The organism is Vibrio sp. Hal054 (assembly GCF_037162405.1).
Taxonomy (GTDB): Bacteria; Pseudomonadota; Gammaproteobacteria; order Enterobacterales; family Vibrionaceae; genus Vibrio; species Vibrio diazotrophicus.
Map to the genome: position 1 here is coordinate 1,600,578 of NZ_JARLUT010000001.1, position 14,006 is coordinate 1,614,583.

Below are 14,006 nucleotides of genomic sequence, written 5' to 3' on the forward strand. Positions count from 1 at the left end.
CCACCTCATGGGTGCTGTAGCTCAGCGGTTTCACGTTATTGGATTATTAACGAAAACGTAAGCTGTACGTTTTCTATGTTTCTTTGCTTATTTAAAAGCCTTGTCTAAACACTATTTCAGTTTTCTTGGGCTTCCCTACTCAGTGCAAGACAATTAATAGGGATTTAATTTTTAATTACGTCTACTTGCTAAACAGTTGGTCTAGCTTGTCTTCGTAACTGTGGTAGTTCAGATATTCATACAGCTCTTTACGGGTCTGCATGCTATCGAGTAAGGCTTCCTGATTACCATTTTCCAGAATGTGGCTATACACCATTTCAGCTGCTTTGTTCATTGCACGGAACGCACTCAGTGGATAAAGCACCATATCGACTTTTGATTTCGCCAACTCTTCGCAGTTATACAAAGGCGTCTGGCCAAACTCAGTAATGTTGGCAAGAATTGGCACATGCTTGCCTGTTGCAGAATGCAGTGCTGTTGAGAAACGCTCATATTGTTGAAGTTCCGTCATAGCTTCTGGGAAGATCATATCGGCACCGGCTTCGACACAAGCAATGGCACGTTCTATGGCACTATCCATACCTTCAACCGCAAGCGCATCAGTGCGAGCCATGATTACAAATTCAGGGTTATAGCGAGCATCAACCGCTGCTTTTACGCGATCTGCCATCTCTTCCAAACTGACAATGGCTTTATTCGGACGGTGACCACAACGTTTTTGCGCCACTTGATCTTCCATATGAACCGCAGCAGCACCTGCTTTTTCCATTGCTTTAATAGTGCGCCCAATATTGAAAGCACCACCAAAGCCAGTATCAATATCCACGAGAAGTGGCAAATCACACGCGTTGGTAATGCGGTCAACATCGACCAACACGTCATTGAGTGTGGTGATGCCAAGATCCGGTAATCCGTATGACGCATTAGCAATACCGCCACCAGAAAGATATATCGCTTGGTGGCCCAATTTTTTCGCCATCATAGCGCAATATGGGTTTATGGTGCCGACAATCTGCAATGGGTTACTGGTTTTCACTGCAAGTCGAAACTTAGCTCCTGGGCTCAACATGTGATTCTCCTTAATCTAGTTACTCTTCCTACTTGAATCCGCAGCACTTTCTCTTTTAGAGTTAGCGACTGCATTCACTCGCCCCAATCGCATAGCAACCTATGCTCATGGAGACTCATTCACTTGTCGCCTACCTGCGAATCCAAGTCGTTTGAGTACAAAATTTGTTGTTCTATTAAACGTCGGCTTCTTGATATGTGGCGACGCATCAGCATTTCTGCCAGCTCTTCATCTCTATTTCGAATGGCTTGCAGGATAAATTTGTGTTCGTCCAACGCTTCAACAGGACGAGACTGTGCACGAGGCGACTGATATCGATACATGCGCAGCAAGTGATACAGCTCATCACACAGCAATGAAATCAATTGGCTGTTACGGCTTGCCTTTATGATGCGATAGTGAAAGTCAAAATCACCTTGTTGGTGGAAGTAAGAGGCACCGTCTACTTGATCAATATGTGCCGAATGTGTCGACAATAGTGTTTCTAAGCCTGCAATTTCGATTTCGGTGATATTGCGTGCAGCAAGTCGAGCCGCCATACCCTCTAATGCCTCACGCACTGCATATAATTCGACGAGTTTTTCAGATGAGAATTGAATAACGCGCGCGCCAACATGTGGAATGCGCTCGATTAACCCTAAACCTTCTATTCGCATTAGGGCTTCACGCAAAGGCCCACGGCTTACTTCAAAGCGTTTCGCGAGCTCAGGTTCAGAGATTTTGCTACCGGGAGCAATCTGACCTTCTACAATCGCTTCAATCAAATACTCAGTCAGGTTTTCTGACTTGGTATTTTCTTTGTCGCTGTTGGCTGGCTTTTTTAATTCACTGTTCATGTTATCTCTTCATTTTGCTTGTTCAGCGCTCTGTTGCTTAAACGCTCATCAAGGAATGAAGTTACTTTAGCCGATAAGATTGTCGACAATCAAGCCAATTGTCGACAACTTAGACTAAGGTATAACATTAGCAATTGATCATAAAAAAGATAAAAACAACCTATCTAATTGTATTTAAATGATTAAGTGAAGTGTTTATCTTTATAGGGAGAAAGTGAGTTGTCGACACTATCAATAGAAAACAAAATGTGTCGACAATAAATCAGTGAACAGACCTTTTGTATGAGAACAAAGCTTGATAACGAACAAAATCAAAGAAAAGTAAAATCGACACTAGGAAGGGATTCGAATCCGGGTTTGGCAAAATAGTACCCTTGCATTAAATCAATACCGGCATCTCTCAAGAAAATCATCTCTTCCTTGGTCTCTATACCCTCTGCAAGTGGCGTAATATTCAATTCTGCGAACATAGCTAAACAGTGTTTTATGATCACTTGTTTAACAGGGTCTTTATCTATGTTTCGGATTAACTCCATATCCAGTTTAGCGATGTCTGTTTGAAAACCCGCCAGAAGATTTAACCCTGAGTAACCCGAACCAAAATCATCTATCGCCGTTCTGAAACCCAAGTTTTTGTAACACTCAACAATGTGTTTTATGTGTTCATGATCTTTAACTTTCTCTACTTCCGTAAATTCAAACATGATGTTTTCGATTGGAAAGTTATACTCCTTCGCGGCTTCTAACGTGGTACGAATGCAAAGTTCAGGTCGATACACAGCATTTGGCAGGAAGTTGATACTCAACACAGAATCAATATTAAGCTTTGACGCTAAGGCAATTGCCTTAACTCGACAAAGTTGATCAAACCGATATCTGTTTTCATCATTTACCTTCTCAATGACAGAGAAGGCCGATTCATTTTGTGTTCCCCTGACTAGAGCTTCATAACCAAATACCGTTTTGGTCGAGTATTGAATTAATGGCTGAAACGCCATCGTAAAATCAAAACCAAGATCTTTATTCTCTAAACATTGTTTGCATGACATTTTATTGTGATCCGCAGGTTTAACTGTTTTATCCATCATATCTTTTAGTTTTAAGACGTTATTTATATTGAAGTTAGCTGTTAGAAGACATTTAAGCAAAACCTATTAGATGTTCGCTTAGCAAAGGGCACAATTTGTATTCATTACCTATTGAACAAGGATTAAATACCAAGTCTCTGAATCAAGGGGGATATGTTGCCTTTCGATCACACTTATTAAGAGCCGTTAGAAAGGACTTTATGATGAGACGGAAGGTAGGGAGAGCTAAGCAGGTTAACCCTCCCTTATAACCAACTGATATTAGTAGCGAATAAATTGTTTAGTTAATTTACTGCTCTTAATTTGAAGTTTCTCTTGTCCACTCAGTTTTCATGAACGTAGGTAAGCGGCAAAATGTTTGCTCAATTCGTTGATATGTTCCGGACCTATGCCACAGCAGCCGCCAATCAAACTCGCTCCTTGTTTGTGCCATTTGTCTGCAATTTCTGCGTACACGGTTAGATTGAGATCATCACGGAGTTCATCTAAACCATCATTTGCTGTTGCATCTTTTGTTGTTGGGGGAAATGCGTTGGCATAAACGCCAAGTTGAATTCCTTCGGCATCAAGCGATTCCAATGTCGTCCTTGCAACAATCAAAGCGTCTTCCATAATTTCAGGTTGGCTGCAATTGAACAAAATCGCGTTCACATTCAGTGCAGCCATAGCTTCAACCGCTTGCTTAACCGTCTCACCAGAACGAAGCTTAGGTACTTCCGTTTTCTCACTGTCATCTAAAGTAAAAGAAACCCAAAACGGTTTATTTCCAGTGCCCAGCGCCCTTACCTGCTGATAAATCGTAGTGGACTCTGCAATCAGACTCTGAGTTTCCGCTAGCCATACATCAATATGAGCATCGAGCCCTTTGATAAGTGGCGACGCAATCTTTTCAGCATTTTCAGGTTGATAGAGATCTGCACGATAAGAGCCAAACAGTGGAGGAATAGAACCCGCAACTAACGTCTGCTTACCTTCAGCAATGACCGCGTCTCTGGCTACCTTGCCTGCTCTGTCTGCTAGCACCTCAGCTTGAGAATCGAAACACTCTTGTCCGATGTGGAAAGGCACAAGTGCATAACTGTTGGTAGTAATAACCTGTGCACCATTTTGAATGAATGAACGGTGAACTTCGCCCACAACTTCTGGCGCTTCCATCATAGCCAATGCTGACCACTCTGGTTGACGAAACGGCGCACCACGACGCTTCAACTCTCTGCCCATTCCGCCATCTAATATGGTAACCAACTGCTGACCTGACATACAAACTCCCTTATATTCTTTATTTAGATGTATAGACGTCTGCAGACTAATATGTCTTGTTCGGCGAATCAATCTCTTTTGCAGGTTTAAACGAACACTTGCCAAGCCAATACTTATCGTGGCAACGAAACAATTTGGCGGATTAGAGGAGAATTCATTACTGATATCAAAATTCGTCGATTGATTTCGTTGTGGCAGTGGAAAGAGTTCAAATGGTTATCCCTAGATTAGAATGAAATAAGCAACAGAAAATAGAACCAGAGCTAAGGTCGACGTTAAGTACATTAAACGAATAGATTGAACAATATCCTCAGGCTCTATCTCCCTAATGCTATCTCCAATCCAAGGTTTTTCGACTAACCGTCCAAAGTAGCTGCTTGGGCCACCAAGTTGCACGCCAAGCGCTCCTGCAACAGTTGCTTCAGACCATGCACTGTTTGGACTTTTATGTTGGTATCTGTCACGCCAACCGATTGTGAACGCAGATTTGCCATTGCCCCCTAACAAGCAAGCTGATAAGGAAAACAACAGCCATGAGAGACGAGCGGGAATGAAGTTTGCTAAATCGTCCATTCGAGCCGATACGAAGCCCAACTCTCTGTATCGTTCGTTTTTGTAACCAACCATAGAATCGAGCGTATTGACCGCTTTATAGACCATCGCAAGTGGAACGCCACCGATAAATAGATAAAATAGTGGCGCAATGACTCCATCTACGGTGTTTTCAGCCACGGTCTCAACTGTTGCTCTGGTGATCTGTTTTTCGTCCAGTTGACTGGTATCACGCCCTACTATATAGGAAAGTTTGAGTCTAGCTTGTGAAAGATCATGAGTACGCAGTGGGGCAAGCACATCTTGAGCTGCATCTTTTAAGCAGCCTGTCGCGAGCACTGTGAATGCCAGCCATAACTCTACCCCTGTGCCGAGTAGCCAGTGGATGCCATAACAAAAATGAATTATCGCCCAGGTAACCAATCCGGCAGTAACCACAATTGATATCCATAAAATCCCGCCTGCAAAGTAAATCCACACTTTACTTTTGAATATGTGGCGAAGTCGTTTCTCGACATTGGAAATGGCCATACCAATTAACCGAACAGGATGTGGCCAACTTTGGGGGTCACCGATTAGAAGGTCGATAAAAAACGCGGTGATATAAATGCTCAACGCCATCACAAGCTCCGCGCTCTTGCAAACCACTCAAGTAACATTTCTGGTGACTGTGCAAAGTGAACATGCAAGTACATAGCCAAGGTATTGCCAACTTGATAGCCTCCCCGCCACGTTGCAACCACTTCACCTTCATGAACTTTAGTAAGCGTAAATGCCGGTTCCATATCCGTATAAAAATCAGAATAATGAAACTCGTGACCGCGTAACACATTACCAGAAACACATAACAAAGTGTCTATGTCTGCTTTAGCATTGCAATATCCGAAGCGACTCAGTTTGTTCGTCATGATGCTTTGACCAGATAAAATCCCAACCATGGGGTAGATTTTTTCTTCACTGTCAGACAGCGAACTACCCAGATACATCAAACCACCACATTCAGCATAAATTGGCAAATTGGCTTGATGAGCTGCAAAAATCGATTGCAACATCGAGGTGTTTTTTGACAACTCCTCAGCGTATAACTCTGGATAGCCACCGCCGATATACACTAAATCACATACAGGTAGCTTAGAGTCAGCCAGAGGGCTAAAAAATAGGATTTCAGCTCCACTGCTGGCTAACAAATCGAGGTTAGCTTGGTAATAGAAGTTAAATGCTTTGTCCATCGCCACTGCGACGGTCAGCCCTTTTCCCTTACCTTCAATCGTTTGATAAACCGTGTTAGAAGAACTTTGATGAAGTTCAGAACGAGCAACACTAAGCAATCCATCAACATCGACATACTGCTCAATAGCATCGGCCAGCTCATCCCATTGAGAATCCATATTTTGTGATTCTTGCGCGGTCATCAAACCTAAGTGACGAGAAGGAAGTTCAACATTGGGAAGCTTAGGTAACCGGCCAAACGCAGGGATATGACAATAGGTTTTTACAGCCTGTTTTAGAAGTTGGTAGTGACCATCGGAGTTAACGTTGTTGAAGACAACCCCTGCAATGTTGATCTCTTTGCCAAACTGTTGGAACCCCATAACAATGGCTGCGGCCGATGTCGACATAGCTTTGCCGTCAACAACCAAAATAACAGGGCAAGATAGAGCTCGAGCTGTACCCGCGCTACTACAATAGTATGGATCTGTACCATAGCCATCGAATAATCCCATGACACCTTCAATCACTGCGATATCCGCATTTTGTGTTTGTTGATGGAATAAAGCGTTTACAGTCTCCTCATCGAGCATGAAGGAATCTAAATTATGCGATGGAACATTGGCAACTTTACTGTGCCACGCGGTATCAATGTAATCTGGGCCCACTTTAAAAGGCTGAACCTTAAGATCACGGCGACATAAGGCTCTTAATAAACCTAATGTGAATGTTGTTTTACCGCTTCCGCTGTTTGTACCCGCTATAAGTAATGCTTTCATAGTCCACTTTCAATTACGTTTCTGAATGGACGGTAGGCGGTTGAAAAGTCGTAGGATCTTGGTGTCAGGAACCTGCTTCTCTCACTCTCTTCCCACCGAAGGAGTTATTGATTGAGTTCAACTTGATTCGTCTTCTGGCTTAGCGTCAACCTTATTGGTCCCTTCCCGTTTTAAACGATAAAACAGTGGTATAACCAAATCGTCAGCATTACAGCAGCGGGGGCTGCGGAGGATTCTCACCTCACTTCCGTAATCCCATGAGGGATATATACCCGTTCTAGGGCATAACCAAATTGAAATGTTTTGTTTCGATAACTAAAACTACTACATATCCTGTTGTTAAATTTCACTATAGGCTTGTTGTAAGTAAAATCAGGCTACCATGACAATGAATGTTTACAAAACCGTCATCTTCAAGGTAATAACTTATGATGCTAACCTAAACAAGTATTTAAAACAGCATCTTACAGAGTCGATGAAAACATACAAATGGTAATTTATTGCTATTGCGGAATTTTCAAATATGTTAATTTGCGCCAGCATTAATTGAGATTGGCGGCGTTGTACAGAAACATGCAACACTTTTGTTTAAGCCCATGTCGTTAAATTAACGAGCTAACACAAATTCAACTCGATATAGCTTAAAGGCAACTAATATGGCGATAAGTGGACAACACGGCGGTAATGTCCTGCAAATGGCAAATCAATTTGGTCTCGCTCCAAGCGATGTCATTGATTTCAGTGCAAACATCAATCCTCTGGGTATGCCCGGAGGATTAAAGCATCTACTTGTAGAAAACTTATCGCGCTTAGAGCAATATCCCGATATTGATTACCACCTGCTGCATCGTCAGTTGGCTCGTCACCATCAGTGTTCACAAAGCCATGTGATTGCTGGCAATGGCGCAACTGAGCTTATATTTCTTTGGGCGCAATATGTAAAGCCCCAAAAAGCACTGCTCGTTGAGCCGAGTTTTGGCGAGTATCGCCGTGCACTCACTCGCGTAGGCTGCAAAATCACAAACTACTTGCTGCGTGAAGAGGAAGAATTTCGCGTTACCAAACGTATTCTCACCGCTCTTTCACCGGATCTTGATTGCCTGTTCTTATGTACACCTAATAATCCGACAGGGCTGCAACCCGATCCGGATTTGCTGATTGAAATCTTAAATCGTTGTGACGTCATGGGCATCAAGCTCTTTGTCGATGAATCGTTTCTCGACTTTATGCCCGAGACTAAGAGTCTTTGTAGATATCTGCCCTGTCACTCCAATCTTTACATTTTGCGTTCACTGACCAAGTTTTATGCCTTGCCCGGTTTACGTTTGGGATACATGCTCTCTTCCGACGCAAAGCTTTTACAACTGATTCGAGAACAAAGAGAACCATGGACAATAAATGCTCTTGCTGCATTGGCAGGAGAAGTACTATTTGATTTCATCACCTATCACCAAGCAACCTACGACTGGCTTGCCAAAGAGCAAAGTTATCTATTGGGTGAATTGCAACAGTTTGAGCAAATCAAACCCTACAAACCTTCGGCGAATTACATCTTTTTTAAACACTCAGATAGTCAGTCAACGCTGCAAGCACAGCTAATGAAACACCGCATTTTGATTCGTAGCTGCGCTAACTACATTGGTTTAGATAAGAGCTTCTACCGAGTGGCGATTAAATCCAGACCAGATAACGAACGATTAGTGTCAGCCCTCAAAAAGGTGTTTAATCATGGCTGAAGCGAGCTGCCCAGCTTCATGCGGAGAGTTGATTCAAGGATGGATTTCCGGCGGTGAAAAGTTGGTGTCTTGCCCTATTGATTGGTTTAGTACCGTCGAAGTCCGCTCTGGCTTGGCTTCGCTTAGTAATCAAAGACCGATGATGCGCAAAGCTTTGGAGTTAACTCTAAAGCAGCTCAATATCCCAAGCGCTGAATCTCAACAATTAAAGATCGATTTTCAATCCACAATTCCTGTTGCTAAAGGTATGGCTAGCAGTACCGCCGATACAGCGGCAACGGTGGCAGCGACCTATCGCTACTTTCAGTGTGACTACACAGCAGAACACCTTGCTGCCCTTTGCGCTCAACTCGAACCTACCGACAGCACCATGTTCAACGCCCTAACCTTATTTGATCACAACCAAGGGATTGTGGCAGCACAATACGGTTCGATGACAAATCTTAATGTGTTGGTATTGGAAAGCCCAATACAGCTAGATACTGCGGCTTACCACAAAGTGGATCACCGTCATTCATTGATGAATTCTTCATTGAAATTAGACACGGCGAATACAGATCTGGCAGATGCCATTAGGTGTCACAATCCAAGTCTACTTGGCAAAGCAGCAACCGTAAGCGCCATCGAAAGCCAGATCATTTTGCCTAAACCTCGCTTTGAACAACTACTCAACATCGTCGAAAAACACGACCTATACGGGTTAAATGTTGCTCATAGTGGCAGTGTGGTTGGGCTGCTTTTTGATGCGAAAAAGCACGACATTGAACACGTTATTTTCGATATGGAACATCTGGAAATAAGAGATTCTTACCCATATTTTCATCAATGTAAGATGGTTGATGGTGGTGTTCGCTAAACGAGCTTTATCTAACCCGCATCTGACCTTGTAATACCGTCACCGCCTTTCCTGAAAGCTTTACTGTTTTGGCGTCGATCTGTTCTACGTCAACAAAACCACCTCTATGTGATGCTTGGTAAGCTTTCAGCTTTGTTTTATTGAGAACTTTTGACCAATAAACACTCAATGCACAGTGTGCCGAACCAGTGACGGGATCTTCGTTAACGCCTACCCAAGGAGCAAAGTATCGCGATACGAAATCTAAATCACCTATAGATTTTGCGGTAACAACAACACCTCGACCTTTGAGGTTAACTAAGCCACTAAAATCGGGGTTAAGTTGATGTAAGAGTGCTCCGTCATTAACAACGATTAACTGTTTAGAATCGAAGCTGCCGTAGTCAACAATCTGAGACGTTGATATACCTAAACGTTCAATGAGTTGATGGTCAATTTCCACATCCATCTCTAATTCAGGAGCAGGAAATGAAAGATGAATATCTTCAGTTCCCAACTCAGCCATTAAAACACCAGATAGAGTATTAAATTCAATACAGTCACCAACTTGATACAGCCCCTGTTCTTGCAAAACATGCGCAACCGCTAGGGTGCCGTGACCACAAAGCTTCACTTCAACCTCAGGAGTAAACCAACGTAACTGCATTGTGTCTGCCGCCAAAAATGCGGTCTCTGAGACCGCCATTTCAGCCGCAATAGCGAGCATTGTCGATTCTTCTAGCACGGTATCGGTAATACACACACCTGCAGGATTTCCCTTGAAAACTTCAGAAGTGAATGAGTCAACTTGATATACGTATAGCTCCACGGATATTTCCTTATTTTCCAATGGCTTTGATAATTAATCTAATCTTGAGGATTTTGCTTTGCGTTGATATCCGCATAAGTGTGTAACAGCTCTGTAAGCGCATTGACCCAACCAAATGCATCGACGGGCGCTTTAGCGAGTAGCTGTTCAACCAGTTCGCAATGTGTTTCAAGCGTGATCGCTTGCTCCAAATTGAAAGATATTGCGTAGAAGTGCCAAAGAACTAAGCGAGTCATTCTTTCACTGTTCTGTTTAGCATTTTCTGAATCATCAAAAGCTTGCTGAATTTCACTTAGCGCAATGGCTGTCATACGCAGCATTGCATCTAAACGCGCTGACATCATGCGTTCTTCACTATCAACTTCTTCTTGTTCAAACGTAAAGATTTCATTCATTACGTCTTCAGGAACCATTTTGCTGATCATTCTGACGCTGAATTCTTCTAATTCATGGCGAGGCATAGTTACAAGGCAGTCAAAGGTGTAGTCACGAATCATAGTGGTCTTCTGGCGGATAGTTATTCTGAGCGCGTATTCTAATCTTTAGCGTTAGGTTTACCACCCTTTTTGAATAACACATCAAACCAAGCTCAGCATAGAGTGGAAATTCTCAGTTTAAAGTCATTTACCGCTTATACGTTAAAACTCATGGTGAACTCTTGATGCCCAGTATGAGGATCGGTTTGCTCGCTCACCACTTTGAAACCTTGCGAACGATAAAAGTCATAGCTCGCTTGGTTTTCTTTGTACACATTAAGGTCTATTGTTTGACGTAAAGTTTTAGCGTGATTGATGAGCCGCTTACCAATACCTTTACCTTGCAGTTCTGGTTTGACAAAGATTGCAGCTAGGTTGTCCTCATACAATGCATAAAAACCAACAACTTCAGAGTCAAGTTCATAAACGTAGGTTTCTGAAGCAGGAATGTAGAGGTCACGCATATTGCCTATTTGCGAGCGCCAAAAATCTTCCGGTACAAAGCTATGAGCTTTAATCGAAGCTTCTAGCCAAATTTCGATGACGGAATCTAGATCGTTATCGCTGTATTTTTTAATCATTTTTAAACTCTATTTCATCGACATATTGAGAACGCTCTTGGCATAGCATTTGAGTCAAACAGGTTTTATTCCTGCTCAACAAAAATTAGCTTATCTGTATCAAAACCACGCTCTTTCGCCATTTGGACAAAACTAGTCATAACTTCAGGTTCTACGGTTGGCGTTCTCGCCAACAACCAAAGGTAGTCGGTATTCGGGCCTGAAATAAATGCATAGTTATAGTTGTCACGTTCTAAAGCAAAGATCACATAAGAGCCGTAAAAAGGACCGAAGAAAGAAACTTTGAGGTAGCCTTCTGATTCGCTATTTACAAAGTAAGCTTTCCCTTCTGCTTCTTTCCATTCATCATCGCTTGCCGAATAGCCTCTGTTCAGCACAGACACTCCACCATCATCACGAAGAGAATACTCAGCAGTTACTTGACTTAATCCTTCTTCGAAAGAGTGGTCTAAACGTGCTATTTCATACCATTTGCCAAGGTAGTTTTGAAGTTCAAAGTCAGTAACAGGCTTTACTGTTTGCGGCATTCCCAAACAGCCACCTAAAATTAACGAGCTAATGATGAGCAAATTTTTTTCACAGAGTCCTCCAAAAAATCAAATGTTTCTTAACTCGTTTATTTTTCTAACACTTTAGCCTAATGATGTCGTTATACTTTTTCTTCACTCGATTTTAGGAAGCAAGATTCACGCGGTTATATAGATGATATTTGTTTAAGAATTTCTCTTCCTGTTTCGGTAAACAGCCAAACATAACCGCCGATATTCAAAAAGACGGTCATCCATAAAATCGTTTTAAAAGGCTGTTTCTTTGACTTGTGGCGTAAATGGAATTGAGCCAGTAGTGCCCCAGGCCAACCTCCAGCCAAAGAGAGTAAATGAAGTGTTTTCTCTGGGGTGCGCCAAGCCCCTTCCTGAGCAGCTTTCTTATCCCAAGCGTACATCAGATAAGTGACTAGACTTAAACTTATATAAATAGGTATCAGATACCATTCGCCCTCCAAGAGAAAAACGGAAGCAAACACTGCAACTAAGTAGGTAAAACCGAACAATACTGTGACAGGAAAACCGTATGATCCTTCTATCACTACGTTTGCTGCATTAAAGCGTCCTTTATCATCTTCATCGACTTCAAAAAATACTTTGTCATTTAGCTTCGGGCGTTGATGCGAAGTTTTAACTGATGAAATATGAAAAAAACTTTGAGCTCACCATTCAATGCGGAGATAAAACCGTAACCTTTGGAATCATTCCATTCTATGATTTGACCTTTCATCATTTCCTATCCCTGTTTCAAATCAGACATTCCGTAATCAACCACTCAGAAGTATTACACATAGTCATCAAAGCTCATAAAGTATCGTTTAGTTTACTCGAAGCTCATGGTATTGATTCACTATCTACTTAATTAAGTTAAGGATCTCTCTAAACTCTGGTGCGCGGCAATCTTCAACTAACTCGTAGAGACACATTTCTAACCCAGTAATATCGACACCTGAACCAGCTAATTTTTGTATCGCAAGATCTTTGTTCGATTGGTCACGAGAAGAAACACAATCAGAGACTAAACTCACTTCAAAACCCATTTTTTTGAGATGGATAGCCGTTTGATAGACGCATATATGCGCCTCAATCCCACAAATCAACCACGAGGTTTTACCGGATGTTTTAATAGCTTCTACAAAATTGGGCTCTCGACAGGCATCAAAAGTAAATTTAGCTATGGGGTTGCGATCATTCAGTAGAGTTTTCAACTCTTCAACTGTCTGACCCAGTTTGTTTGGGTTTTGTTCTAACCAAACGATCGGCAAACGAAGAGCTTGAGCTCCTTTAATTAATTTTGCGCAGTTTGATACTACAGCATCACTGTTGGACACTAATCTGGCCAGTTTACCCTGAACATCTACGATAATAAGCCCAGTATTTTCCTTGTTAAGCATGCACACTCCTTTGCCAAACCAATTACTGTTAGTGCCATACTGATAATCAGACACGCACCACTCAAGAACAATGTGAAATTACTGCATAATGGTGATTATTCACAAACACCATGGTATTAGCCAAACTCTAAATAAGGAACCATCGTTTCACCGAAACGTTTATTGGCGCTATTTCATTCACTTCATGGCTGGCTAAACATTCCCGATTAAAAGGAAACTGAGCTAGTACATCATTCAACTTATATTGCGCGCTAACTTGGCAACTTTATTCAACCAATCTTTCCTATGATTGCTCTTAGAATGGATAACGGGTCCAAAGTAAGTTGCAGATATATTTTTAATACCAGAGAAGTCCAAAATAGAGTGCTTTAGCTGTTTATATATTGCATTCCCTTTTACGTACTTATACCAAAGAGGTGGGCTATCGAGTGTAATAATGAGTTCTGAAGTACGTCCTTTCAGCAACTTTTCCGGATATGATTTTCCTTCTACATATTTGAATGAGAAACCGGGTAAAAAGGTTCTATCAATTACACCTTTAAATTTTGCAGGAATCGTTCCCCACCATACGGGGCTGATGATAACAACATGTTCTGACCACTGGATCTTCTGCTGAAATTCCAATAGATCGGGTTCCAAGGCAGTAACTCTGTCATATCCCTCGTCTAAACTTATTTCAAAATTCAAATCACCGATATTAATTTGTTCAACGGTGTGGTGTTCTTTCGCAACAGAGATATATCGTTCCGCCAACGATTTGCATAAGCTAGTAGACTTGGGGTTGGCATTGATAACCAATACTTTTTTCATAAACTTG

The 14,006-nt window shown here is 42.0% G+C and carries 14 protein-coding genes, 1 pseudogene and 1 riboswitch; of the genes and pseudogenes, 2 read left to right on the forward strand and 13 right to left on the reverse strand.

From position 1 onward, the window contains the following. Positions 1-181: 181 nt before the first annotated feature. The 6 genes from prpB to P4S58_RS07360 form a co-directional block, all read right to left on the reverse strand. Positions 182-1,069 carry a methylisocitrate lyase gene (gene prpB / locus P4S58_RS07335; RefSeq protein ID WP_102954917.1) on the reverse strand — a complete coding sequence of 296 codons (888 nt, stop codon included), beginning with the start codon at positions 1,067-1,069 and terminating at the stop codon, positions 182-184. A gap of 119 nt (positions 1,070-1,188) precedes the next feature. Further along, complete coding sequence (locus P4S58_RS07340; protein WP_337163403.1) at positions 1,189-1,905, reverse strand: GntR family transcriptional regulator; 717 nt, start codon at positions 1,903-1,905, stop codon at positions 1,189-1,191. A 311-nt stretch (positions 1,906-2,216) separates the two neighbouring features. After that, entirely contained in the window at positions 2,217-2,954 is a 738-nt protein-coding gene (locus P4S58_RS07345; protein ID WP_269350694.1) for an EAL domain-containing protein, read from the reverse strand. 369 nt (positions 2,955-3,323) lie between these two features. After that, positions 3,324-4,253, reverse strand: coding sequence for a homocysteine S-methyltransferase family protein (locus P4S58_RS07350; protein ID WP_337163404.1), 930 nt, complete (start codon positions 4,251-4,253; stop codon positions 3,324-3,326). Positions 4,254-4,475: 222 nt separating this feature from the next. Next, the gene (gene cbiB, locus P4S58_RS07355) at positions 4,476-5,426 is read right to left on the reverse strand and encodes an adenosylcobinamide-phosphate synthase CbiB (RefSeq protein ID WP_337163405.1); all 951 of its coding nucleotides are present in this window, start codon (positions 5,424-5,426) and stop codon (positions 4,476-4,478) included. Beyond that, positions 5,426-6,793 (reverse strand): cobyrinate a,c-diamide synthase, encoded by a 1,368-nt coding sequence (locus P4S58_RS07360; RefSeq protein WP_337163406.1) that lies wholly within the window; start codon positions 6,791-6,793, stop codon positions 5,426-5,428. Before P4S58_RS07360 ends, cbiB begins: the two co-directional genes overlap by 1 nt. 107 nt (positions 6,794-6,900) lie before the next feature. Then, positions 6,901-7,101: riboswitch (cobalamin riboswitch) on the reverse strand. Positions 7,102-7,449: 348 nt separating this feature from the next. On the opposite strand from P4S58_RS07360, the gene cobD reads away from it, so the two are divergent. Next, the gene (cobD, locus tag P4S58_RS07365) at positions 7,450-8,529 is read left to right on the forward strand and encodes a threonine-phosphate decarboxylase CobD (protein WP_337163408.1); all 1,080 of its coding nucleotides are present in this window, start codon (positions 7,450-7,452) and stop codon (positions 8,527-8,529) included. Next, positions 8,522-9,385 (forward strand): GHMP family kinase ATP-binding protein, encoded by an 864-nt coding sequence (locus P4S58_RS07370; protein WP_337163409.1) that lies wholly within the window; start codon positions 8,522-8,524, stop codon positions 9,383-9,385. The genes cobD and P4S58_RS07370 overlap by 8 nt, the downstream gene beginning before the upstream one ends. 7 nt (positions 9,386-9,392) lie before the next feature. On the opposite strand, the gene P4S58_RS07375 is transcribed toward P4S58_RS07370, so the two are convergent. From P4S58_RS07375 to P4S58_RS07405, 7 genes and pseudogenes are all read right to left on the reverse strand, one after another. Beyond that, entirely contained in the window at positions 9,393-10,193 is an 801-nt protein-coding gene (locus P4S58_RS07375; protein ID WP_269350685.1) for a PhzF family phenazine biosynthesis protein, read from the reverse strand. A 38-nt stretch (positions 10,194-10,231) separates the two neighbouring features. Beyond that, the gene (locus P4S58_RS07380) at positions 10,232-10,690 is read right to left on the reverse strand and encodes an exoribonuclease R (protein ID WP_102969804.1); all 459 of its coding nucleotides are present in this window, start codon (positions 10,688-10,690) and stop codon (positions 10,232-10,234) included. A gap of 134 nt (positions 10,691-10,824) precedes the next feature. Continuing rightward, positions 10,825-11,250: an N-acetyltransferase gene (locus P4S58_RS07385; RefSeq protein WP_269350684.1), complete on the reverse strand. Its 426-nt coding sequence runs from the start codon at positions 11,248-11,250 to the stop codon at positions 10,825-10,827. A gap of 65 nt (positions 11,251-11,315) precedes the next feature. Beyond that, positions 11,316-11,777, reverse strand: coding sequence for a lipocalin family protein (locus tag P4S58_RS07390; RefSeq protein ID WP_337163411.1), 462 nt, complete (start codon positions 11,775-11,777; stop codon positions 11,316-11,318). A gap of 167 nt (positions 11,778-11,944) precedes the next feature. Continuing rightward, a pseudogene (locus P4S58_RS07395) lies at positions 11,945-12,525 on the reverse strand (DUF1294 domain-containing protein). Positions 12,526-12,649: 124 nt separating this feature from the next. Continuing rightward, positions 12,650-13,189 (reverse strand): hydrolase, encoded by a 540-nt coding sequence (locus P4S58_RS07400; protein ID WP_337163412.1) that lies wholly within the window; start codon positions 13,187-13,189, stop codon positions 12,650-12,652. A gap of 234 nt (positions 13,190-13,423) precedes the next feature. Continuing rightward, the gene (locus tag P4S58_RS07405; protein WP_337163413.1) at positions 13,424-13,999 is read right to left on the reverse strand and encodes an NAD(P)H-dependent oxidoreductase; all 576 of its coding nucleotides are present in this window, start codon (positions 13,997-13,999) and stop codon (positions 13,424-13,426) included. Positions 14,000-14,006 lie beyond the last annotated feature (7 nt).